We start from the raw sequence: 22,794 nt of genomic DNA, 5'->3' as shown, positions 1-22,794 counted from the left end.
CCCCCGCGAAACCCTCAACTGGCGCACCCCCACCGAAAAACTCAACGAGTTCCTCACCAGCACCGATGCAACCACCCCTTGACTCCAAGCGGGACGTGGAAAGGCCTGCAAGATCGGCGCGAGGGTGGAGAACCGTGCAAGATCGGCGGGCAGCGAGCAGCGAGCAGCGAGCAGCGAGTCGCGGGCGGCGAGCAGCGAGTCGCGGGCGGCGAGGCACGGAGGTGGCCGCGAGAGTGGGCGCGGGCCGGGCAGGGGGCGCGGTTGTGGAGATGGGCGGGAGCGCGGGCTAGGGGTGGTTACATCTGGAAGCTGTGGCGGCCCGGGTGGGTGGCCGGCAGCAGGCAGTCGTCGCCGCTCGGTGGGTCGGCTTGTTCGCAAGTGTCCAGGTGGCGTAGTTCCCGGGCCTGGCGGTTCCAGCGGATCCACCACCAGCGGTCGCCGCCGTCGTCGGCGAGGATGAATGCGGCGTGCATCTGTTCGTGGCCGGCGGCGAGTTCACAGGCGACGTTGTCGGACGGCGGAGCTCCGACCCGTTCGGGCAGGTCGGCCAGCCCGTCCATCTCGGCCGGGGTGAGCGTGGTGGCGACGGCGCAGCGCGGCCATACCCAGGCCGCGGCGGTGGTGTCCTCGACGATCACGCTGCCCATACCTCTCGCTGACGGTGTCGGTGCTTCAGGCGGCGGGCGTACCCAAGGTCGGCGTCTGTAAACATCTATGTCGATTAATTTTCAGAATAGAGGCCGGGTGATGGTTCCGCTGACCGTGCGTAAGATGCCTCCATGATCGAGATCGGCGGCCATCTCCCGCAAGCCTCGCCCACCGCCTGGATCGCGCCGGGCGCGGTCGTCGCGGGCCGTGTCACGCTCGGCCCGGACTCCAGCGTCTGGTATCACACGGTCGTGCGCGCCGATCTGGACGCGATCAGCATCGGCGCCGGCACGAATCTTCAGGACGGTGTGGTCGTGCACGCCGACCCGGGGCATCCGGCCAGCATCGGCGCCAACGTCAGCGTCGGTCATCGGGCCGTCCTGCACGGCTGTGTCATCGAGGACGACGTGCTGATCGGCATGGGCGCGATCGTCATGAACGGCGCTCACGTCGGCGCCCGTTCGATCATCGCCGCAGGCGCGCTGATCCCGGAAGGCGTGACGATCCCGCCCGGGTCGCTCGTGCTCGGCGCGCCGGGCAAGGTGCGCCGGGAGACCACCACCGACGAGCATGCCGCCATCGCCGCCAACGCCTTGATCTACGTCGAGCTGGCCAAGCAGCACCGGGCGGCGACCGCACCGCCGGCGGAATAGCCGGCCGAGCGCCATAGGGCCGGCGGTCGAGCAAGGCGGAATAGCCGGCCGAGCGCCATAGGGCCGGCGGTCGAGCAAGGCGGAGTAGCCGACTGAGCGCCATAGGGCCGGCGGTCGAGCAAGGCGGAGTAGCCGGTAGGGCGGCATATGGCAGCGGTCGCGCAAGGCGGAGTAGCCGGCCGGGCGGCATCGGGCGGCGGTCGAGCAAGGTGAAGCGTTACCTGACCGGCCGGGCCCGCCGCCTGGACCGGTCAGGTAACGCGGTCAGGACGTCAGCCGCGACGCCACTTCTGGTTGAGGGTTCCGGCGCAGTCCCAGAGCTGCACCCGGGCGCCTTCGTTGTTGTTCCAGTCCTGGATGTCGATGCACTTGTTGGCCTGCGGGTTCACCAGATCACCGGCGGCGCTGAGCACCCACTGCTGGGCCGGGTTGCCGCTGCACGTGACGATCTGCAGGACCACCCCGTTGGCGGTGGAGCCCCACGGCACGTCCAGGCACTTGTTGTTGCCGGTGCGCAGCGCCCCGCCGACGGCCTCCCAGCGCTGGGCGGCTGAGCCGTTGCAGTTCCACATCTGGACGAGGACGCCGTCGGCGAAGTTCGAGTTCGGCACGTCGAGGCACTTGTTGTTCCAGTTGCTGATCACGGCGCTGCCAGCACTGCCGCCGGATGTGGTGAGCGACAGGCCGTACACCGAAAGGATCTCGTTGACCGGCTGGAACCACATGGTGCCGCCGGAGGTGCAGTCGCCGGTGCCGCCGCTGGTGACGCCTTGGGCCTGATTGCCGGAGATCCACGACCCGCCCGAGTCGCCGGGCTGGGCGCACGCGTTGCTGCGGCTCAGCCCGGACACCGAGCCCTGCGCGTAGTTGATCGTCTCGTTCTTGCCGAGCAGGGTGCCGCAGCGCCAGCCGGTGGTCCGCCCGGAGCGGCAGATCGAGCTGCCGATCGCGGCCTCCTGCGAGCCGGCGACCAGCACGTTCCCGCCGGAGTAGTTGTTGACCCACGGCTGGGAGACCCAGTTGCCGTTGGTGCGCACCCACGCGTAGTCGTTGCCGGGGAAGGACGAGCCGGCGAACGTGCCCTGTGCGACGTTGTTGAATCCGAGGGTGGGGCTGCCGGTCCCGCCGCAGTGCCCGGCCGTGACGAACCCGCCGGCCACCGAGAACCCGACCGAGCACAGCGTGTTGCCGTTGATCACGTACTGGTCGCCGCCGCGGGTGTCGTACATCGGTTGTGGACGGGCCGCGGTGGTGGCCCGGACGGTGACCCCGGTCGCGCCGCTGGCCTCGGCGAACTTCCGGGCCTGGGCCTCGGCGCCGGGTGCGGCGGTGATGACGACGGTGTTCGAGACCGGGTCGGCGTACCAGCTGTGCACGGTGTCCGGTGCCGCGTCGCCGCGTTTGTCGAGCTTGGCGCGGGTGGTGGCGAGGTCGCTCTCACCGCGCTGGACCAGCTTCGGGACGGCGCCCTCGGCCCGGACCGCGGCGGCGTCGGCGGCGCTGGTGACGGCCACGGTCAGGCGGGTGCCGCCGTCCGGGATCCAGGCCCCGGCGAACCGTTTGCCGAGCTGGGCTCGCAGGCGCTTCTCGACGACCGGGGCAGCGGCCTCCACGGTCAGGCGCGCGGCGACCTCGTCGGCGTCCAGCCCGAGATCGCGCTGCATGGCGGCGAGCATGCCGGGGGAGAGGGCAGCGGCGAGCATGCCGGGGGCGAGGGCGGGGGATGGCGGCGCTGGTGGGGCGGCGAAGCCGGGGGCGGGGCTCAGGGTCGCAGCCAGCAGGAGAGCGGCGCCGAGCAGTGCGGGACGGTGCATGGTTCGTCCTTTCTTGCACGCACTTGACGGGGGAAAGAGAGCGCTCTCACCGGCAGAGTCTTGTGACGGCTAAGGTAACTGTCAACAAGCTTCAACAAAATATGTCGATGCCTTAGGGCGGGTCTGTTGCCAGGTGTTCGGCAATGCGCGAGGCTGTCATCTGGAACATGTTCGTTTCAGTTAGGTTTCCGCGCAAGTCCTTGACAGAAAAAGTTCGATGATGCGTGAATGTGTTCCACCGCGAGTCACCCCGCGGTCACCCCCAACGAGACATCACCGCGGCTAGCAGCCGCTTCTCTCGCAAGGAGTTCACGCAATGAGTGTTCGGTCGAACAGGTGGCGGCCTGCGGCTGCCGTGCTCGGTGCTGCCATGGTGCTGGCCGGAGCGGGCGCCTGCGCCAAGTCCGAGGAGACCCCCGCGACCAGCGGCGCCGGCCCCGTACCTGCCGCGTCGCAGGTCGTCCAGTCGGCCGCGCCCGGCGCCGCCACCTGCACCATCGACCAGTACGGCGGCACCAAGGTCGATCTCAAGACGGCCAAGGTCGGCTTCTCTCAGTCGGAGAAGGAGGCCAACCCGTTCCGGATCGCCGAGACCCAGTCCATCAAGGACGAGGCCGCCAAGCTGGGCATCGCAAACCTCACAACAGCGAACGCGAACTCACAGTTCAACAAGCAGATCAGCGACGTCGAGCAGATGATCGACTCCGGCGTGCAGCTGCTGGTCATCGCGCCGCTCAACTCCGACGGCTGGGACTCGGTCTTCGCCAAGGCGTCGGCCAAGAAGATCCCGATCGTCACGATCGACCGCAAGATCAACGCCACCGCCTGCAAGGACTACCTGACCTTCATCGGCTCCGACTTCGCCGAGCAGGGCAAGCGCGCCGCCGACGAGATGGCCAAGGCGCTGGGCAACAAGGGTGAGGTCGCGATCCTGCTGGGCGCGCCCGGCAACAACGTGACCACCCTCCGGACCAGCGGCTTCAAGGACCAGATCGCCAAGGTCGCCCCGGACATCAAGGTCACCTTCGAGCAGACCGGCAACTTCTCCCGCGAGGAGGGCCAGAAGGTCGCCGAGCAGCTGCTCCAGTCCAACCCCAACATCAACGGCATCTACGGCGAGAACGACGAGATGGCCCTCGGCGCGGTGACCGCGCTCAAGGGCGCCGGCAAGAAGGCCGGCGACGTCAAGATCGTGTCGATCGACGGCACCAAGGGCGCGGTCCAGGGCATCGTGGACGGCTGGATCTCCGCGGTCATCGAGTCCAACCCGCGCTTCGGCCCGCTGGCCTTCGAGACCGCGACCAAGTTCTTCGCCGGCGAGGCGGTCGGCCAGGACATCATCATCTCCGACCGCGCGTACGACACCACCAACGCCAAGACCGACGTCGGCAGCGCCTACTGATCGCGAGGGCGTCCGGCTCTCCGCCGGGCGCCCTTTCCCAACCCCCTTTGAGAGGTACGCGTGACGCTGCTCGAAGTCGCCGGCGTGTCCAAGAGTTTCCCCGGGGTCCGCGCGCTCGACGACGTGTCCTTCACCCTGCGGCCCGGCGAGGTGCACGCCCTCGTCGGTGAGAACGGCGCCGGCAAGTCCACCCTGATCAAAGTGCTGACCGGCGTCTACCAGCCGGACACCGGCGAACTGCGTTACCAGGGCCGGCCGGTCTCGTTCGCCGCCCCGATGGACGCCCAGCGCGCCGGGATCTCCACGATCTACCAGGAGGTCAACCTCATCCCGCTGATGAGCGTGGCCCAGAACCTCTTCCTCGGCCGGGAGCCCCGCAACCCGCTCGGCCTGATCGACCGCGGCCGGATGGAACGCGAGGCCCGCGGCATCCTCGCCGACTACGGCGTGACCACCGACGTACGCCGCCAGCTCGGCACCCTGGCCCTCGGCGCGCAGCAGATGGTCGCCCTGGCCCGGGCCGTGATGATCGACGCGAAGGTCGTCATCATGGACGAGCCCACCTCCTCGCTGGAGCCCCGCGAGGTGCAGACGCTGTTCTCGGTGATCCGCCGCCTGCACGGCCAGGGCATCGGCATCGTCTACGTGTCGCACCGGATGGACGAGCTCTACGAGATCTGCGACTCGGTCACCATCCTGCGCGACGGCCGGCTGGTCCACACCGGAAAGCTCGCCGGCCTGGAACGCATCGAGCTCGTGTCGATGATGCTCGGCCGGGAGATGTCGCAGACCAGGCGGCAGGGCTTCACCGCGTTCGCCGGCGACCACGAGACCGACGGCGACGCCCGGCCGGTCCTCAAGGTCACCGGGCTGACCAGCCGGACCAGGCTGCACGACATCAGCTTCGACGTGCGGCCCGGTGAGGTCGTGGGCCTGGGTGGACTGCTCGGCGCCGGCCGCAGCGAGACGATCAAGGCGATCGGTGGCGCGTACCCGATCGACTCCGGGACCGTCGAGGTCGACGGCGCCGAACTGAAACGGCCGACCACCGTCCAGGCCGTCGCCGCGGGCATCGCCGTGCAGCCGGAGGACCGCAAGGCCGAGGGCATCGTGGCCGGCCTGTCGGTCCGCGACAACATCGCCCTCGCCGTGCTGCCGCGCATGTCGCGGCTCGGCATCGTCTCGGACGCGAAGATCGACCAGGTCGTCGAGCGGTACATGACCCGGCTGCGGATCAAGGCGTCCAGCCCGGACCAGCTGGTCGGCAACCTGTCCGGCGGCAACCAGCAGAAGGTTCTGCTCGCCCGCCTGCTCGCCACCGATCCGAAGATCCTGCTGCTGGACGAGCCCACCCGCGGCATCGACGTCGGCGCCAAGGCCGAGGTGCAGAGCCTGATCGACGAGCTCGCCGGCGAGGGACTGGGCGTCGTCCTGGTCTCGTCCGACGCCGAGGAACTGGTCGAAGGCGCCGACCGGGTGGTGGTGTTGCGCGACGGCGTCGTCGTCGGCCACCTCACCGGCGACCAGGTGACCACCGAACACCTCATGGCCGGCATCGCCGCGGCAGCACCCCCCGAGGAACCCGCATGACCACGACCACTCTCACCGCCCGCCGCCCGGACATCAGGTCCTGGCTGCCCGAGTACGGCGTCTACCTCGCCGTCGGGCTGCTGATCCTCTACAACATCTTCTTCACCCCGTACTTCCTCACCCTCAGCAACCTGCGCATCCAGCTGATCCAGGTCGCCCCGATCGTGATCGTCGCGCTCGGGATGGCGCTGGTCATCGGCACCGAGGGCATCGACCTGTCGGTCGGCTCGGTGATGGCGCTGGCCGCTGCCCTGATCCCGCTCTACCTCGGGTACGGCGTGGTCGCCGCGATCGCAGTGTCGCTCGCCGCCGGAGTCGCGGTCGGCCTGATCAACGGTGTGCTGGTGGCCCGGGTCGGGTTGCAGCCGATCGTCGCCACCCTGGCCGTGTTCGTCGGCGGCCGCGGCCTGGCCGTGGTCATCTCGGACGGCCAGCTCAAGGACATCCGCAACCCGGACGTGCTCTACCTCGGCTCCGGTGACCTGCTCGGCATCCCGGTGCTGGTGTGGATCGCCGCGGTCCTGGTCGCGATCGTCGCGTTCGTGCTGCGCCGCACCGTGTTCGGCCGGCGGCTGCTGGCCGTCGGCGGCAACCGGCGGGCCACCGAGCTGGCCGGGCTGCCGGTCAAACGGGTGCTGATCACCGTCTACGTGATCTGCGCGGTCCTCGCCTCGATCGCCGGCCTGCTGTCGGTGGCCCGCATCCAGTCCAGCGACGCGTCCGCAGTTGGCCTGCTCATCGAACTGTCCGCGATCACCGCCGTCGTCGTCGGCGGCACCCCGCTCACCGGCGGCAAGGTCCGCATCCTCGGCACCGTCGCCGGCGCTCTGCTGATGCAGCTCGTGATCGCCACCATGATCAAGCACGATCTGGGGCCGTCGACGGCCGAGATGGCCCAGGCGGTCATCATCCTCGTCGCCGTCTACGTGGCCCGGGAGAGGAAGTCGCGATGACCCCGGCCCTGCTCGACGGGAGCCCGGCCATGAGCGCCACCGACGTCGCCCGCAGTGAGCGCACCGACCGGATCGTCGGCGTCGTCCAGCGCCAGGGGGCGCTCGCCGTCCTGGTCACGGTGGTGGTGTTCGCGCTCGCCGTGTTCCCGGACTTCCGCAGCCTCGACAACGCCGGCACCATCCTGGTCGCCGCGGCGCCGCCGATGCTGATCGCGCTCGGCATGACCTTCGTGATCGTCACCGGCGGCATCGACCTGTCGGTCGGGTCGCTCTACGTGCTCGGCGGGGTGCTCGCCGCCTGGGCGTCCCGGTACGGGCTGGTCGCGGCGGTGCTCGTGCCGCTGGCCGTGTGCGGGCTGATCGGGCTGGTCAACGGGCTGCTGATCGCCTACACGCGGATGGCGCCGTTCATCGTCACACTGGCCGCGCTGCTCGGCGCCCGGGGACTGATGCGGGCGATCAGCGACGAGGGGTCCACCACGTTCGTGGTGCAGAGCGACGCCTTCGGCACGCTCGGCACCGGCTCCCTGCTCGGTGTCGGCAACCAGGTGTGGCTCGCCGTGGTCCTGGTGCTGATCGGGATGCTGGTGCTCGCCCGGACCGGGTTCGGGCAGTCGGTGTACGCGATCGGCGGGAGTGAGGACGCCTCAGCTCTCATGGGGGTTTCGGTACGGCGTACCAAAATCTTGGTTTATGTCCTTTCGGGGTTGCTCGCCGGCCTGGCCGGCGCCGTCAACGCCGCCAAATTGGGATCCGGCGTCACCGTTCTCGGCGCCGGTATGGAATTGGACGCCATCGCCGCCGTGGTGATCGGCGGAACCCTTCTCACCGGCGGCGCCGGAAGCATCGCCGGAACCGTCGCCGGGGTGCTCCTGCTCGGTGTCATCCAGAACATGATCAATCAGGTCGGTGACCTGAACAGCAATTGGCAGCAGGTGATCAGCGGCACCTTCCTCGCTGTCGTGGTCGTCGTGCAGACCGTCCTCAACCGTCTCCGCCGTATCTCCTAGGAGTTCCCCATGCGCCGTTTCCTCGCGGCTCTGACCCTGGCCGCCACCGGCCTGGTCGGAGCCGCCGCGCCCGCCTCGGCGGCGATATCCCCCAAGACGCCGCCGCTCTCCACGCCCTGGACCAGCCAGGTCTCCACCTCCAACCCGCTTCCGGAATATCCGCGCCCGCAGATGACCCGGCCGGACTGGCAGTCGCTGAACGGCGAATGGGAATTCCTCAACCCGGCCGCCGACACCGACCGTTACGCGGCGCCGCCGATCGGGCAGACCCTTCCCGAACGTATTCTGGTGCCCTATCCGGTCGAGTCGGCGCTGTCCGGGATCATGCGCAACGACAACCGTGATCTGATGTTCTATCGGCGGACGTTCACCGTTCCGGCCGGCTGGAACGGCCGCCGCGTGCAGTTGCATTTCGGCGCGGTCGACTACGAGGCCACCGTGTGGGTCAACGGCCGGCAGGTCACCACCCACAAAGGCGGCTACGACCGATTCGAAGTGGACGTCACCGACGCTGTGAACGGTGGCGTGAACGAGCTGATCGTGCGGGTCTACGACCCGACCAACGGGCGTGGTGAGAAACAGCCGGTCGGTAAACAGGTCAACAGCCAGAGCAACATCTTCTACACGCCGACGTCGGGAATCTGGCAGACGGTGTGGATCGAACCGACCGCCTCGTCGTCGATCTATTCGGTCGACGTCTACCCTCAGCTTGCTTCGAACTCGCTCCGAGTCCGGGTCTTCACCAGGGGAAACGTCACCGGGCACAGCGTCTTCGCCGAGGCTCTCGCCGGCGCGACGGTGGTCGGGTCCGCGACCGGCGGGTTCACCGAATTCACCGTCCCGGTGCCGAACGCCCGCCGGTGGTCGCCGGACGACCCGTTCCTCTACAACCTGCGGGTCTCGTTGCGCAACGCCGGCGGGACCACGGTCGACCACGTGGTGAACTACTTCGGCATGCGCGAGGTCGGCACCAAGCTGGTCAACGGGGTGCTGCGGCCCACCCTGAACGGCGAGTTCGTGTTCCAGATCGGCACCCTCGACCAGGGCTTCTGGCCGGACGGGCTGTACACCGCGCCGACCGACGCGGCTCTCCAGTTCGACCTGCAGAAACACAAGGACCTGGGCTTCAACATGGTCCGCAAGCACATCAAGACCGAACCGGCCCGCTGGTACTACCACGCCGACCGCCTCGGCCTGCTTGTGTGGCAGGACATCCCGTCCACCCCGGCGTTCGACCAGACCCGCACCGCCGCGCAGATCGCCCAGTTCGAGACCGAGGCACGGGAGATCATCGACGAGCACCGGGCGTTCCCCTCGGTGATCACCTACGTGCCGTTCAACGAGGGCTGGGGCGAGTGGAACCTCGGCGACACCACCCGGATCACCCGGGACCTGGAGAGTTACGACCCGACCCGGCTGATGAACGCGCACAGCGGCTACAACTGCTGCGTCTCCAAGGGCGACCCGGGCACCGGCGACATCCTGGACTGGCACATCTACACCGGACCGGACGCGCCACAGCCGTCGTCGACGCGGGTGTCGATCCTCGGCGAGTTCGGCGGCATCGGGCTGCGCACGCCGGGTCACGAGTACAGCCCGCACGGCGGGTTCTTCGCCTACGAGACCGTCACCAGCGCCGCGCAGCTCAACGACAGGTACACCGGGATGGTCCGGGACGCGCAGCGGCTGATGACCACCCGAGGGCTGTCCGGATTCGTGTTCACCGAGATCACCGACGTCGAAGGGGAGTACAACGGGCTGCTCACCTATGACCGGCGGGTGCAGAAGGTGGACACCGGGCTGGTCCGGGCCGCACACACGGCACTGATCAACGCGTCCCGCAACCTCAACGCCTCGCCGCAGCTCACCCTCGGGCACGTCCGGTCGTTCCAGGTCACCACGGCCGGGCACACCGACCGGCGTCTGCGGCACGCGAACTCGCTGGCCCGGACCGACGTGATCAGTGGCGACACCGCACGGCAGGACGCGTCGTTCCGTACCGTCGCCGGGTTGTCCGATCCTCGCTGCTACTCCTTCGAGTCGGTCAACTATCCGGGCCGCTACCTGCGGCACGCCGGCAGCCTGGTCCGGCTCGACGCCGACACGGGCGGCACCTTCGCCGCCGACGCCACCTGGTGCACCCGGCCGGGCCTGGCGGCCGGCGGGATCTCCTTCGAGGCGGCCAACCAGCCCGGCCGGTACCTGCGGCACGCCAGTGACCAGGTGCGGATCGACCCGAACACCGGCGGCGGTTTCGCCGCCGACGCCACCTGGAACGTGGCGGACCCGGCGCTCTGGCGCAGCTCGGTGCTGCTCCCGGTCGACGTGCAGCGGTCGCTCCAGGTCACCACCTGGGGTCACACCGACCGGTACCTGCGGCATGCGGGCGGTCTCGGCTCCACCGAGATCGTCGGTTCCGGCAGTAGTGCGCTTCTCAAACAGGACGCGACCTTCACGGTGCGGCGAGGGCTGGCCGACAACTCGTGCTACACGTTCGAGTCGGTCAACTACCCGGGCCAGTACCTGCGGCACGCCGACAGCCGGATCCGGCTCGCCGTCAACGACGGGTCCGCACTGTTCGCGGGCGACGCCACGTTCTGTGCCCGGCCGGGACTCGGCGGCACCGGGGTCACCCTGGAGTCGTACAACCTGCCCGGCTCCTACCTGCGGCACTTCGAATCAGCGGCCCACATCGCGGCCGGCGCCGGCGCCGGATTCGACAGGCCGCAGACCCTCTCGGCGGACAGCACATGGAACCTCGCCGCACCCTGGGCGGCGTGACCCGTGACGCCGGAGCCGGCTCAGGCCGGTTCCGGCGTCACGGCGACGCCCGCGACCATCTCCGCCAGCATCGACACGGCGATGCTGGTCAGATGACCGGCCAGCTCCTCGGCCGGCTCGGTGAAACCCTGCACCACCCACTCGATGATCAGCTCGGTCGCCCCGGCGACCAGGGCCAGCACCGCACGCTCGAACAGCCGCCGGTCGGCCGGCGTGTTACCGGACCGGAGAATCAGATCACCGAGCAGTACGGCCTCCTCCCGCAGCAGGCCACGCCGGCGCAGCTCCATCCGCGGGGCGTTGATGTAGATCACCCGCGCCCGCTCCGGATGCTCCCGCAGCAGCCGGGTCAGCGTGTGCATCACCGGGGTGACCAGCTCCTCGACCGTCCCGGCGGGCGGCCCGGCCGCCACCAGGGCGTCGAGCAGCCACGAGTTCTGCGCGGTGTGCACCCGGAAGAGCAGGTCGGCCCGGTCGGTGAAATGGTGGTAGAAGTAGCGTTTCGACACCTTCGCCGCGGCACAGACGTCGGCGACCGTCACCTCGTCGTAGTCACGGGTGGCGAACAGATGCACGGCCGCGGCCACGATCTTGTCGTGCCGCTCGGACTCCCGCTGCTCACGGGACTGGCCGGCGTACAGCTCCCGGCCAGGTCGGGTCACGGTCGGCGAATTGTTCACGCTAACAGGGTAGCCCCATGAACCGGCTCGCAGACCCCTCCCGGCACGTCGACGCCTGGGGGATTCCGGTGTTCGGATCCGGCGACATCAGCGACGACGTTCTCGCCCGGGTCCGGGAACGGCTCGGTGTCCTGATCCGGCTCCGTTCGTACCGGGTGGTGCCGGAACTCGTCCGGCGCGGCATACATGTGATCGTCGTGCCCGATCCGGCGTGGTGTCCCGGCCAGGCCCTTCCGCTGCTGGTGTCGACCGAGGACCGGTTCGTCAGGCAGTTCGGGCACGTCCTGCTGCGGGTGGCGCTGCGCCGTCTCGACCCGGAGCTCGACGGTGAGCTGGCCGCCGCCCACCGGGCCGCCCGCCGTCTCGGGCTGTGGCTCAACACCGGTGGCGGCGGCGCCGTCGACGAATACTTCGCGCAGGGCCTGGAGACGTACTTCGGGGCCGGCGGCACCGGGCCGATCGGCGGGGACGGCGTGCACAACCACATCAACACCCGGGCCGCCCTGCGCGCCTACGACCGGCCGCTGTTCCGCCTGCTCGACCGCCTCTACGGATAGTTTTCCTCAACTCGGTTTCCGCCCGGCCGATGCGCATCGCCGGAACGAAGGAGACCGCATGCGAGCCGCACTGGTCACGGTGTATGCCGCCGCGACCCTGGTCGCGGCGACCTACGCGGTGCTGTCCTGGCGGCGGCGCCACCGGACGCCGCTGGCGCCGTCACTGGCGCTGATCACCGCCGGGGCAGCGCTGTGGTCGCTGGCCCAGGCGGTCGCCGTCGGGGCCGACGCGGCGCCGATCGCGCTCGGGGCGACCTACGTGATGTTCCCCGGCGTGGCCATGGTCGTGGCCGGGTTCCTGTGGCACTCGACGGTCTTCACCGGCCGCCGGGTCGAACTGCTGCGCCGGCGCCGGGTCGTGCTCTGGGTGCATCCGGCGCTGCTCGTCGCGGCCGTGATCACCGACCCGTGGCACCATCTCTTCTTCACCTCGGCCACCGTCGACTCCGTCGAGGGCGTCATCGTGCAGTTCGGGCCGCTGTACTGGCTGCACACCGCGTACTGCTACGCGATGATCGGCCTCGGCACGGTCCGGTCGGTGGGCGCCATGCGCCGGGCGGTCCGCGGGCACCGCCGGGTCTTCGTGATCTTCCTGGCCGGCGCGCTCGCCCCGCTGGGCGGCAACATCCTCACCGTCTTCGCCGACCTCGGCGCCCGCCAGGTCGACCTGACCCCGGTCCTCTTCCTGATCACCGCGTCGATGTGGTTCTGGGCGGACCGGTCCGGCACCCCCGCGCGCCGGATGCCCGTCGCGTACGGGCAGGTCATCGCCGCGATCACGGACGCCGTGATGGTGATCGACCAGGACGGCCGGGTTCTTGACGTCAACCCGGCCGCCGCCGAGATGCTCGCCGGGGAGGGCCACGTGCCCGACGGTGACGTGGTCGGCCGGATGTGGTTCGAGGCAGTCGGGCCGGAGCTCACCGCGGCCTTCGCCGGCGGCGCCGAACAACAGACCCTCACCAGCGGAAACGGCACGATGTACGACGTGCGCGTGGTCCGCATGCGCACGGCCGGCGGCAGCACGTCCGGCGCGGTCGTCGTGGTCCGTGACGTCACCGAACTGGAACGCCTCCGCGCCGAACTCACCGACCAGGCGGTACGCGACGGCCTCACCGGTGTCTACAACCGCCGCCACCTGACGGCGGTGCTGAGCGAACAGGCCGACCGGCTCGCGGTGGTCATGCTCGACGTCGACCATTTCAAGAACATCAATGACACGTACGGCCACGCGGTCGGCGACCAGGTGCTGATCCGCCTGGCCCAGCAGTTGACGGCGGCCGTCGGGGACACCGGCACGGTGGCCCGTTACGGCGGTGAGGAGTTCGCGGTCATCCTGCCCGGAGCCGGCGCGGACACCGCCGCCGAACTCGCCGAACACTGGCGCCGGTGCTGCGAGCAGGCCACTCTCGACACCCCACGTGGCGCGTTGCGGGTCACGTTCAGCGCCGGGGTCGCCGAACTCGTCCCCGGGACCGGGGTCGAAGAGCTGCTGCGACGGGCCGACCGTGCCCTCTACACGGCCAAGAACCAGGGCCGCAACCGGGTCGTCGCGGACGGCTCGCTGGCCCTGCGCCACTGATCATCGGGCGTGCCGTAGCGCCCAGTCGAGGGCGTGGTCGGCGATCTCCTCCCAGCCCTTCTGGGCCGGCAGCAGATGCGCGTACCCGTCGTACTCGAAATGCTCGGTGATTGTTCTTGACGTGTAGTGCCGGACGTTGGAGCGTTGCACCGCCGGGGGCATGATGTGGTCCTCCCCGCCGGAGATGAACAGCAACGGCGCGCGGGCGTGGTTACGGTAGTCGACCCAGGTGTCCTGGTGGCCGGGCTGGAATTCGGCCAGCACACTGCCCCACAGGATCCGCCCGCTGGCCGGGACGTGGTAGCGCTCGTACAACTCCCGGGACTCCTCCTCGCCGAACGTGTTGGTGAAGGCGTGGCGCCACTCGTCGAACGTCAGCCCGACCGCCCGGTGCCGGTTCGCCGGCGACCTCAGGGCCGGGAACGTCGACCTGATCTGCGACGCCGGCACCACCCGGACCCCCTCGGTGGGCGCCGAGTTCAGCACCACGCCGGCCGCGCCCAGCCCGCGGTCGAGCAGGATCTGCGTGAACGCGCCGCCGGCCGAGTGGCCGATGATGACCGGCGGCCGGTCCAGCCCGTCGATCACCGCCGTCAGCCTGTCGATGATCGCCGGGACGGTGACGGCGGTGATGATGTCCGGGTTCGCGTTGAGGGCTTCCACCTCCACCTCGAACCCGGGGTAGCCGGGCGCCAGGACCCGGAAACCGCGCTGCTCGTAGTGCGTGATCCAGTGCTCCCAGCTGCGCGGGGTCACCCAGAAGCCGTGGACCAGAACGACGGTGTCGGGCCGGTCGGTCACGTGCCCCATGGTTTCGTCCTCTCGACGGGGCCGACTTGAACGACCGAGCGGACGATGGCTGATCTCCTACCGTGAATGTCAGGATCCCGGCGCGGTGTCCGCTGGTTCGTCGCGACTGGACGGTAGGCCGGGGCACACCGGAATCGACTGAGGAAACAGTGAGGACGACCCGACAGATGGAGCCCGACCTCCGATTCACCGTGCTGGGACCGGTCCGGGCCTGGCGGGACGGTACGGAGATCCAGCTCGGCGCGCCGCAGGTGCGCACCCTTCTCGCGGTGCTGCTGGCCCAGGCCGGGCGGCCGGTCGGGCTGGACGCCATCGTCGACCTGCTGTGGGGCCAGGAACCGCCGTCGACCGCGGTCAACGCCCTGCACGGGCACGTCGGCACGCTGCGGCGGCTGCTGGAACCGGGGCTCGGGGCGCGCCGGCAGGGCCGCTGGCTGCTCCGGTCCGCCGGCGGATACCAGTTCTCCGATGACGGCGACAGCGTCGACCTGCTCCGCTTCCGGCGACTGGCCCAGGCCGCCCGGGACACGCTTGCCGCCGGTGACGGCGCCGGCGCGGCCGCCCGGTTCGCCGAGGCGCTGGAACTCGTGCAGGGCCCGTGTGCCGGCAATGTGAGCGCGCCGGCCCGCGCCGATCCGCTCTTCCTGGCCGTCGACCGGGCCCGCGCCGACGTCGCCCGGGAGGCCGCCGACTGCGCGCTGGCGGCGGGCCGGCCGGAGGACGTGATCACCGGCGTCCGCGCGGCCGCCGACCGTGATCCACTCGACGAGCCGTTGCAGGCGCGGCTCATGCTGCTGCTCGGCGCGGTGGGCCGGCCGGCCGAGGCCCTGATCGGGTACGAACGGGTCCGCGTCCGCCTCGCCGACGACCTGGGCATCGACCCGGGCGCCGAGCTCCGGGCCGCCCACACGGCCATCCTCACGCCCGCGGCGCCCACCGAACCGGCCTCGGCCCGTCGCGCCCCGGCGTCGCCCGTTCGCGTGCCGGCCTCGGCCCTTCGCACCCCGGCGTCGCCCGTCCGCGTGCCGGCCTCGGCCCTTCGCACCCCGGCATCGCCCGTCCGCGTGCCGGCCCCGGTCGAGCCCGTCGTTCCCGGGAGCCTGACGGTCCGGCCGGCTCAGCTGCCGCCGGACCTGGCGACCTTCACCGGCCGCCGCGACGAGCTGCGCCTGGTGCTCGATCTGTTGCCCGAGCCCGGCGCCCGCATCCTCGTCATCAGCGCGATCAGCGGCATGGCCGGCGTCGGCAAGACCACCACAGCCGTGCACTGGGCGCACCGGGTCGCCGACCGCTATCCCGACGGCCAGCTCTACGTGAACCTGCGCGGTTTCGACCCGGCCGGCTCGGTGATGCGGCCCGACGAGGCGCTGCGTCACTTCCTCGACGCGTTCGGCGTGCCGCCGGAGCGGATCCCCCGGACCGTCGACGGGCAGGCCGCCCTCTACCGCAGCCTGCTGGCCGAGCGACGGGTCCTGGTCGTGCTCGACAACGCCCGCGACGCCGAACAGGTACGCCCGCTGCTGCCCGGCAACCCCGGCTGCCTGGCCATCGTCACGAGCCGCGACGACCTCGCCGGTCTGGTCGCCACCCACGGCGCGCACCCGCTGCTGCTGGACGTGCTCCCGCTGGCCGACTCGCGCGAACTGCTCGTGCAGCGCCTCGGGCGCCACCGGGTCGACGCGGAACCCGGCGCCACCGCCGAGATCATCCGCCGCTGCGGCTGCCTGCCACTGGCGCTCGCCGTGCTGGCGGCCCGCGCCGCGATGCGCCCGGCGCTCTCGCTGGCCGAGGTGCTGCACGATCTGACGGCCGACGACGACGGGCTGGACGCCTTCGCGAACAACGACGCCGCCGTCGACGTCCGGACCGTCTTCTCCTGGTCCTATCACGCCCTCGACCCGGCCGCGGCCCGGCTGTTCCGCCTGCTCGGGCACGCCGGCACCGGCGACGTCACGGTCACCGCCGCCGCCAGCCTCGCCGGCGTCCCGGAACGCGAGGTGCGCCCGCTGCTGCGCGAGCTGGTCCGCACCAGCCTCGTCAACCAGGTCGGTCCGGGCCGTTACACGATGCACGACCTGCTCGCCGTTTACGCCGCCGAGCTGGCGGCCGACGTGGACACCGGCGCCGATCGTGCCGCCGCTCTGCTCCGGTTCTTCGACCATCACCTGCACACCGCGATGGCCAACGAACGGCGGATCGCCACCCGGCCGCCTGTCCCCATCGATGCGCCGGCGCCCGGCGTGCTGGTCGGCGGGGAGGCCGACCGCCAGAGCGCCATGGCCTGGTTCGCCCGGGAGCGGCCGGCCCTGCTCGCTGTCGTCGCCCGTTCGGCGTCGGCCGGGTTGCCCGGCCACACCTGGCGGCTGGCCTGGGCGATCGGCCCCTACCTGCACTGGCGTGGCCATTGGGCGGACTGGGTGACGACCCAGGAGACGGCCCTGAACGCGCTCGCCGACGCCCCCGGCGTGGATGTCGGCCCGCCCGGCCGGCCCGGCCCGCCCGGCCCGCCCGGCTCGTCTGGTGTGGATGCCGGCGCTGATCTCGGTCCGGTGCTCGGCCGGGCCTTCGCCAACAGCCAGCTCGGTCTCGCCTACACCGAGTTCGGCCGTTTCGATGACGCCCGGACCCGGCTCGACGAGGCGATCATCCATTTCACCGCGCTCGGCCACCACGCCGGACTCGCCGAGGTGTACCGCCGGATCGCCGGCATCTCCTACAAGGAGGAACGCTACGACCACGCCCTCACCCAGCTGTGGAAGGCGGTCGACCACTGTGTGGCCGGCGACGACCGGCTCGGCCAGGCGCACGTGCTGAACTCGATCGCGTGGGTGCAGGTCCTGCGGGGCGAGCACCTCGAGGCGGTCGGGAACGCGCGGCAGGCCCTGCCGATCGTCATCGAGCACGGCAGCCTCCAGGGCGAGGCGGCCACCCGCGACACTCTCGCGCACGCCCTGCACCACCTCGGCCGGTACCGGGAGGCCGACGAGATCTACCGTGCGGCCATCCGCCTGCGGCGCACCACGGGCGACCGGGTCTACGAGGCGAACACCCTGCACCGCCTCGGCGACAACCACGCCGCCGCCGGCGAGCCGGAACAGGCCGCCGAGGCGTGGCGCGACGCGCTCGGCATCATGACCGGGATCGGCCACCCCGACACCGACAAGGTGGCCGCCAAACTCACCGCCGGCACGATCTGAACACATCGCCCCGACGGTGAGCACCCGATCGAATCTCCGTTACTCGCTGCGCAGGTTTCCTGGCCGGGTCAGGCGCAGCAGGGTCGGCAGTGCGGCGGCCGTCGTCCCGAGCACGACCAGCGCGGCCATCCCGGACGTCGTGCCGATCCCGAACCAGTCCACCGTGACCGGCGCCTGCACCGCCGCCATCAGCACCGAGGACAGCCCGCTGCCGAAACCGATCGCCAGCGTCATGCCGAGCAGCACCGGCACCGCCGCCTGCAACAGCACCGACCCGGAGAGCGTGCGCCGCCTCGTCCCGAACGCGACCAGCACCGCCAGCACCTTGCGCCGCTCCCGCATCTGCTCGGCCACGTTGACCACCATGCTGGCCCCGATCAGGGCGAGCATCGCGATCGTGCCGGCCAGCAGACCCTGCCGGATCGTGCGCAGCGCGTTGGCGACGGCGTCGTTGCCCGGCCCGAACAGCAGCGTCTGCGGATCCAGCCGGGCCGCCGTGTTACGCAGCCGGTCCACCGCGTCGGGACTCCGGCCGTCGAGGGTCACGGTGTAGCGCACCTCGCCCATCGGGAACGCGTCGCCCGCCGCGGCCGGGGTGATCAGCAGCACCGGCCCGTAGTCGAGGAGGGTGTCGATCGCCACGACGTCACGGGTGGACGCGGGCGCCGTCCATTGCCCGCCACCCTCGACGGCGAAGACTCCGCTGCCGGCCACGTTGATGGCGTAGGCGTCGCCGTCGGCGCAGCCGGAGACGTCCGCGAATCCGGCCAGCGCCGCACAGCTCCCGATCCGGACAAGGGCCTCCACACCGTCCTGGCTGGCTCTGTTGATGCGCACGGGCTCGATGGTCTGGACCCCGGGCGTCTCCTTGAGCGCCGTGGTCCACGTGCTGATCGGCAGGTCCGTCTTCGGCAGGATCTGGTGATGCGCGGTGCGTGCGGACGTCGGGCCGGAGCCGCCGACCTGCGCCTCGATGCCGCTGACCAGGCCCTGCACCGCGATCACCCCGGCCACCGAGACCGCGATCCCGGACACCGCGCGCACCGCCGTGCCACTGTCCAGCTGGAGGCGGCGCACCGCCAGCTCCCACGCGACACCGCCGCCACCGAGCCGGTGCACGACCGCGTCGACCAGCCACGGCAACAGCAGCGCCAGGCCGATCAGCAGCAGGGCGACCCCCGTGGCCGCCTGGAACTCGATCGAACCCGACGACTCGCCGAGCCCGTCTTTCAGCGGCCACAGCAGGGCGACGCCGGCCACGGGCAGGATCAGCCGCCACCACAGCCGCCGCCGGACGGTGACGCTGAGCCGGACCACCCCGAGCGGCTCCACCACGACCCGGCGCATCGCCGACAGTGTCACCAGGACGGCCACCGACGGAACACCCAGCGCGATCAGCAGAACCAGCACCGGGACCGGGCGCATGTCGGACAGGAAGAAACTCATCGGCCCGGTCGCATACCGGTTGGCCAGCAACGCCGCCACGACCGCGAGAACCGCGCCGACCAGCAGGCCGAGCACGGCCCCGGCGAGGGTCTCCCCGGACGCGATCCGCCGGGTCATCCCGGCATCCGACCCGACCAGCCGTAACGCGGCGAGGCGCTTGTCACGGGCCTCCCCGCCGAACCGGACGGCGCTGGCCATGAACACGATCACCGGCGTCAGCAGCACGACCATGCCGACCGCGGTGAGCAGGACCATCACCGGCGACACGCCCTCCGACTCGAAGGTGTGCCCGAACGCGTCGATCCGGTAGCCGGTCTCCTCGGTGAGCGAGTCGGTCCCCAGGTAGAAGGCGAGATCGGCGGGACCGGTCAGGCCCTCGTCGCCGATCGTCCCGACGATCCGGGCATCCCACCGATCGGCCAGCACCGGATTGTCGGCGATCAACTGCCGCAGAGCGGGGGAGACCACCATCTCGCCGGGCCTCGGGAGCGTGGTGAGGCCGGGCGGGACGGGCGGCCGTGAGCCCTCTGGCTGAAGCATCCGCCCGTGGATCGCGTCATCCCGGAAGGTCGTCGTGGCGAGGCCGATCAGCATCGTGTCGTCGCCGCGGGCGAGGTCACGCTCGCTGTTGATCGCCTCGGTGCGCGCCTCCTTGCGGGCGCTGCTCGCCTCCAGCGCGGAGGGCAGCGCGGCCATGCACACCAGCAGGGCGACACCCACCCCGGTGCCGGCTGCGATCAGCGCGAGCCTGGCCCAGCCGGCCCGGCCACCGGCGACGCTCATCCGGGCGCCGAGGCCGAGCTCGAAGATCCACCGGCGGAACCGGCCACGGCCGGTCACCGTGCATACTCCTGCTCGCGGACCCGGCCGTCACGCACCACGGCCTCCCGGTCGGAATACGCCGCCACCCGCGCCTCGTGGGTGACCAGCACGACCGCGGCCCCGGTGTCCCGGGCGGCTGCGATGAACAACTTCATCACCAGCTCGCCGTTGAGCGAGTCGAGCGCGCCGGTCGGCTCGTCGGCGAACACCACGCGGGGCCGGCTGACCAGCGCCCGGGCCACCGCGACCCGCTGGCCCTGGCCGCCGGACACCTGGCCGGGACGCTTGCCGGCCACCTCGCCGACCTCCAGTCGCTTCAGCCACTCGGTGGCGGTGCGGTGCGCCGCCCGCCGGCCGGCGCCGGACAGCCGCAGGGGCAGCGCCACATTCTCCACACAGGTCAGCTCCGGCACGAGCTGCCCGAACTGGAAGACGAACCCGAACTCGCCGCGCCGCAGGGCGCTGCGCTCGCTGTCGGACATCGCGGTCAGGTCACGGCCGTCGTAGCCGACCCGGCCCGACTCGGGCTGCAGAATGCCGGCCAGGCAGTGCAGCAGAGTCGACTTGCCGGAGCCGGACGGGCCCATCAGCGCGACCACCTCACCCGGCCAGACGTGCAGGGAGGCGTCGTCGAGCGCCTTGGTCTCGCCGAAGTTGAGCCGCAGACTCTCGGCGACCAGCAGCGGTTGATCGGTCATCGTGGCAACTCCCTGGGGATTCACGGGCGGACGCGGGCGGCCAGACGATCCAGGCGGGCGGCGGTCAGCTCCAGCCAGCGCAGGTCGGCCTCGAGGTGGAACAGGGCGTGGTCGCAGATCAGCTCGTCGGCGAGGTCGCCGTCGCTCTTGCGCCGGGTCAGCTCCCGCATCATCCGCAGGTGCTCGGCGCGCTGGGAGTCGAGCACCTCGTTGGCGTCGCGGCCGGTCAGCAGCGCCAGCACGACCTTGGTGTAGAGGGTGCTCTGCAGATAGGGCTCCGGCTTCTCCGGCCGGCCGATCCACTCCGCCACGTCGGTGACGCCGGCATGGGTGATCGCGTAGCGCTTGCGGTCGGGGCCGTCGCCCGGCTCCGACTCGACCTCGACCAGACCGTTCTTCAGCAGGCGGGCCATCGTCGAGTAGACCTGCCCGTAGTGCAGCGCCCGGTCACGCCCGAAGGTGTCGTCATAGGTGCGCTTCAGGTCGTAGCCGTGGCGTGGCCCGTTTTCCAACAGGCCCAGCAGAGCGAAGGTGACTGACATGTGCGCTACTATACACACCATGTATAAACCGTGTGCATACCCAGCTCAGCGCTGCTCCTTCTCCCAGACCGGCATCGAGGGCAGGCCACGTTCGGCGCGGGCCCGGTCGGTCAGTTCCTGGATGAGCGCGGTCTTCGCCCGTGCGTAGTCACCAGGGTGCGTGCCCGCCTCCGCCAGGTCCCGCTTCAGTTCGGCGTAACGTGCGGCCTCCCGCGGGTGGGCCCGCAGATAGTCGCGCAGGATCCGCTGATTGCGGGTCGGCCAGCTGTCCGCGCTCACCACGTGCAGGATGTGGGTGCGCCGGCCCGCCACGAAACGCATGTAGAGCAGGCGGTCGGCCATGCCGTTGGTGTGTCGCTGGTAGCCGAGCCGGGCCAGGGCGTCCGCGCGCCGGCCCACCTCGCCGAGATCGGCCGCCGCCGCCATCAGGTCGATCGTCGGTTTGGCGGCCAGCCCGGGGACGGCTGTCGAGCCGATGTGCTCGATCGCCGACACGGCGCCGTGCAGCACCGGCCGGAGCTCGCTGATCGCGTCCGCCGCCATGCCCGGCCACGCCGGGTCGTATTCGATGACCTCGATGCTCATGGAGGCATTTTCCGATGACCCGCACACTTCAGGGCCACACCGTCGGCCGGCACGAGAGGAAAGCCGGCGGCAAGCGCCAGGCGGGAGCCGGCGGCCGGCGCGAGGTGGAAGCCGGCGGCCGCCGCGAGCCGGAAGCCGCCGGTGGGCGGCCTGATCTACCCGGTGAACCGGCCGAGACGCCGCCGTTCCGCCTGCATCAGCGCCACCTCGTCCGCCCCGGTGACGACGATCCGCGGGTCGGGCGTGAAGTCCAGATCGGCCGAGCGGTCCTTGTAGTCGACCGCCCCGAGGATGACCTTCATCGCGTTCAGCCGCGCGAGCTGCTTGTCGTTGGAGCGGATGATCACCCACGGCGCGGGGCGGGTGTCCGTACACCTGAGCATCTCGTATTTGAAGTTGGTGAAGTCGTCCCATCGATCCTGGGCCTGGAGATCGATCTCGCTGAGTTTCCACTGGCGCAGCGGATCGGTGCGGCGGCGCTCGAACCGCCGGGCCTGTTCCTGGCGGGTCACGCTGAAGTAGAGCTTGACCAGGATCGTCCCCTGCCTGGTCAGGTCCTTCTCGAAGCCGGTGACCCCGCGCAGGAAGTGGTGGTATTCGTCGGCGGTGCAGAAGTCGAAGACCCGTTCCACCATCGCGCGGTTGTACCAGCTCCGGTCGAACAGGACGAGCTCACCGCCGGTGGGGAACTCGGCCACGTAACGCTGGAAATACCACTGCGAGCGCTGTTCGGCGGTCGGCCGGCCGAGCGCGACCACCCGGCAGTGCCGCGCGTTCATGTAACGCGCGACCCGGCGGATCGCCCCGCCCTTGCCCGAGGCGTCGCGCCCTTCGAAGAGCACGATCATCCGCAGGTTCTGGGCCTCCAGATGCTGCTGGAGTTTCAGCAGCTCGACCTGCCAGGGGCGGAGCATCCCCTCGGCGTCGAGGCGGCGGCGGAGCCGGCTGATCTCGAGTTTCGCCTGTTCGTATCGCGCGGCCAGATCCGGCGGCGCCGGTGGTGTCGTCTCGGCCAAGGTGGGCC

18 protein-coding genes are annotated in these 22,794 nt (G+C 70.7%); 9 read left to right on the top strand and 9 right to left on the bottom strand.

The genetic code is table 11. The annotated features are described in order from the left end of the window. Positions 1-296: 296 nt before the first annotated feature. The gene (locus tag AB0E94_RS44865; RefSeq protein ID WP_360340090.1) at positions 297-647 is read right to left on the bottom strand and encodes a hypothetical protein; all 351 of its coding nucleotides are present in this window, start codon (positions 645-647) and stop codon (positions 297-299) included. A gap of 132 nt (positions 648-779) precedes the next feature. On the opposite strand from AB0E94_RS44865, the gene AB0E94_RS44860 reads away from it, so the two are divergent. Then, positions 780-1,301 carry a gamma carbonic anhydrase family protein gene (locus AB0E94_RS44860; protein ID WP_360340087.1) on the top strand — a complete coding sequence of 174 codons (522 nt, stop codon included), beginning with the start codon at positions 780-782 and terminating at the stop codon, positions 1,299-1,301. 272 nt (positions 1,302-1,573) lie between these two features. Here the strand turns inward: AB0E94_RS44860 and AB0E94_RS44855 are convergent, their stop codons facing one another. Then, on the bottom strand, positions 1,574-3,115 hold the full coding sequence (locus AB0E94_RS44855) for a ricin-type beta-trefoil lectin domain protein (protein ID WP_360340084.1): 1,542 nt from the start codon (positions 3,113-3,115) through the stop codon (positions 1,574-1,576). Between the two features lie 316 nt (positions 3,116-3,431). Between AB0E94_RS44855 and AB0E94_RS44850 the strand changes: the two genes are divergently transcribed. Genes AB0E94_RS44850 through AB0E94_RS44830 form a run of 5 tightly spaced genes read left to right on the top strand, consistent with a single transcriptional unit; the run spans position 3,432 to position 10,851 of the window. Next, a complete protein-coding gene (locus AB0E94_RS44850; protein ID WP_360340081.1) occupies positions 3,432-4,517 on the top strand; it encodes a substrate-binding domain-containing protein in 1,086 nt (361 codons plus the stop codon). A gap of 60 nt (positions 4,518-4,577) precedes the next feature. Then, positions 4,578-6,107, top strand: coding sequence for a sugar ABC transporter ATP-binding protein (locus AB0E94_RS44845; protein WP_360340078.1), 1,530 nt, complete (start codon positions 4,578-4,580; stop codon positions 6,105-6,107). Further along, entirely contained in the window at positions 6,104-7,060 is a 957-nt protein-coding gene (locus AB0E94_RS44840; RefSeq protein WP_360340075.1) for an ABC transporter permease, read from the top strand. Before AB0E94_RS44845 ends, AB0E94_RS44840 begins: the two co-directional genes overlap by 4 nt. Continuing rightward, positions 7,057-8,070 (top strand): ABC transporter permease, encoded by a 1,014-nt coding sequence (locus AB0E94_RS44835; RefSeq protein ID WP_360340072.1) that lies wholly within the window; start codon positions 7,057-7,059, stop codon positions 8,068-8,070. The genes AB0E94_RS44840 and AB0E94_RS44835 overlap by 4 nt, the downstream gene beginning before the upstream one ends. A 9-nt stretch (positions 8,071-8,079) precedes the next feature. After that, positions 8,080-10,851, top strand: a complete 2,772-nt coding sequence (locus AB0E94_RS44830) for an AbfB domain-containing protein (RefSeq protein ID WP_360340069.1) — start codon at positions 8,080-8,082, stop codon at positions 10,849-10,851. 20 nt (positions 10,852-10,871) lie between these two features. Here AB0E94_RS44830 and AB0E94_RS44825 read toward each other — a convergent pair whose 3' ends face one another. Further along, positions 10,872-11,531, bottom strand: coding sequence for a helix-turn-helix domain-containing protein (locus AB0E94_RS44825; protein ID WP_360340066.1), 660 nt, complete (start codon positions 11,529-11,531; stop codon positions 10,872-10,874). 17 nt (positions 11,532-11,548) lie between these two features. Between AB0E94_RS44825 and AB0E94_RS44820 the strand changes: the two genes are divergently transcribed. Further along, entirely contained in the window at positions 11,549-12,088 is a 540-nt protein-coding gene (locus tag AB0E94_RS44820) for a hypothetical protein (RefSeq protein ID WP_360340063.1), read from the top strand. A 58-nt stretch (positions 12,089-12,146) separates the two neighbouring features. Then, a complete protein-coding gene (locus AB0E94_RS44815) occupies positions 12,147-13,670 on the top strand; it encodes a diguanylate cyclase (RefSeq protein WP_360340060.1) in 1,524 nt (507 codons plus the stop codon). Here AB0E94_RS44815 and AB0E94_RS44810 read toward each other — a convergent pair whose 3' ends face one another. Then, the gene (locus AB0E94_RS44810) at positions 13,671-14,471 is read right to left on the bottom strand and encodes an alpha/beta hydrolase (RefSeq protein ID WP_360340057.1); all 801 of its coding nucleotides are present in this window, start codon (positions 14,469-14,471) and stop codon (positions 13,671-13,673) included. Between the two features lie 176 nt (positions 14,472-14,647). Here AB0E94_RS44810 and AB0E94_RS44805 point away from each other — a divergent pair, with 176 nt between their 5' ends. Next, a complete protein-coding gene (locus tag AB0E94_RS44805; RefSeq protein WP_360340054.1) occupies positions 14,648-17,677 on the top strand; it encodes a BTAD domain-containing putative transcriptional regulator in 3,030 nt (1,009 codons plus the stop codon). Positions 17,678-17,716: 39 nt separating this feature from the next. Here AB0E94_RS44805 and AB0E94_RS44800 read toward each other — a convergent pair whose 3' ends face one another. From AB0E94_RS44800 to ppk2, 5 genes are all read right to left on the bottom strand, one after another. Further along, a complete protein-coding gene (locus AB0E94_RS44800; RefSeq protein ID WP_360340051.1) occupies positions 17,717-19,963 on the bottom strand; it encodes an ABC transporter permease in 2,247 nt (748 codons plus the stop codon). Next, a complete protein-coding gene (locus tag AB0E94_RS44795; RefSeq protein ID WP_360340048.1) occupies positions 19,960-20,643 on the bottom strand; it encodes an ABC transporter ATP-binding protein in 684 nt (227 codons plus the stop codon). The genes AB0E94_RS44800 and AB0E94_RS44795 overlap by 4 nt, the downstream gene beginning before the upstream one ends. A gap of 20 nt (positions 20,644-20,663) precedes the next feature. Beyond that, on the bottom strand, positions 20,664-21,185 hold the full coding sequence (locus AB0E94_RS44790; protein ID WP_317793099.1) for a PadR family transcriptional regulator: 522 nt from the start codon (positions 21,183-21,185) through the stop codon (positions 20,664-20,666). A gap of 45 nt (positions 21,186-21,230) precedes the next feature. After that, a complete protein-coding gene (locus AB0E94_RS44785; RefSeq protein WP_360340044.1) occupies positions 21,231-21,770 on the bottom strand; it encodes a GrpB family protein in 540 nt (179 codons plus the stop codon). Between the two features lie 155 nt (positions 21,771-21,925). Further along, positions 21,926-22,786 (bottom strand): polyphosphate kinase 2, encoded by an 861-nt coding sequence (gene ppk2, locus AB0E94_RS44780; protein WP_360340041.1) that lies wholly within the window; start codon positions 22,784-22,786, stop codon positions 21,926-21,928. Positions 22,787-22,794: the final 8 nt, after the last annotated feature.

The organism is Actinoplanes sp. NPDC026670 (assembly GCF_040638175.1).
Classification (GTDB): domain Bacteria; phylum Actinomycetota; class Actinomycetes; order Mycobacteriales; family Micromonosporaceae; genus Actinoplanes.
The sequence above is the reverse complement of the archived record's forward strand: the minus strand, read 5'-3'. Positions and strand labels throughout refer to the sequence as shown.

Excerpts from the sequence above, each read along its gene's own strand:
- AB0E94_RS44835 (WP_360340072.1), top strand. The coding sequence starts at position 7,057 with ATGACCCCGGCCCTGCTCGACGGGAGCCCGGCCATGAGCGCCACCGAC.
- AB0E94_RS44850 (WP_360340081.1), top strand. The coding sequence starts at position 3,432 with ATGAGTGTTCGGTCGAACAGGTGGCGGCCTGCGGCTGCCGTGCTCGGT.
- AB0E94_RS44830 (WP_360340069.1), top strand. The coding sequence starts at position 8,080 with ATGCGCCGTTTCCTCGCGGCTCTGACCCTGGCCGCCACCGGCCTGGTC.
- AB0E94_RS44860 (WP_360340087.1), top strand. The coding sequence starts at position 780 with ATGATCGAGATCGGCGGCCATCTCCCGCAAGCCTCGCCCACCGCCTGG.
- AB0E94_RS44855 (WP_360340084.1), bottom strand. The coding sequence starts at position 3,115 with ATGCACCGTCCCGCACTGCTCGGCGCCGCTCTCCTGCTGGCTGCGACC.
- AB0E94_RS44815 (WP_360340060.1), top strand. The coding sequence starts at position 12,147 with ATGCGAGCCGCACTGGTCACGGTGTATGCCGCCGCGACCCTGGTCGCG.
- AB0E94_RS44820 (WP_360340063.1), top strand. The coding sequence starts at position 11,549 with ATGAACCGGCTCGCAGACCCCTCCCGGCACGTCGACGCCTGGGGGATT.
- AB0E94_RS44795 (WP_360340048.1), bottom strand. The coding sequence starts at position 20,643 with ATGACCGATCAACCGCTGCTGGTCGCCGAGAGTCTGCGGCTCAACTTC.
- AB0E94_RS44805 (WP_360340054.1), top strand. The coding sequence starts at position 14,648 with ATGGAGCCCGACCTCCGATTCACCGTGCTGGGACCGGTCCGGGCCTGG.
- AB0E94_RS44790 (WP_317793099.1), bottom strand. The coding sequence starts at position 21,185 with ATGTCAGTCACCTTCGCTCTGCTGGGCCTGTTGGAAAACGGGCCACGC.
- AB0E94_RS44840 (WP_360340075.1), top strand. The coding sequence starts at position 6,104 with ATGACCACGACCACTCTCACCGCCCGCCGCCCGGACATCAGGTCCTGG.
- AB0E94_RS44785 (WP_360340044.1), bottom strand. The coding sequence starts at position 21,770 with ATGAGCATCGAGGTCATCGAATACGACCCGGCGTGGCCGGGCATGGCG.
- AB0E94_RS44865 (WP_360340090.1), bottom strand. The coding sequence starts at position 647 with ATGGGCAGCGTGATCGTCGAGGACACCACCGCCGCGGCCTGGGTATGG.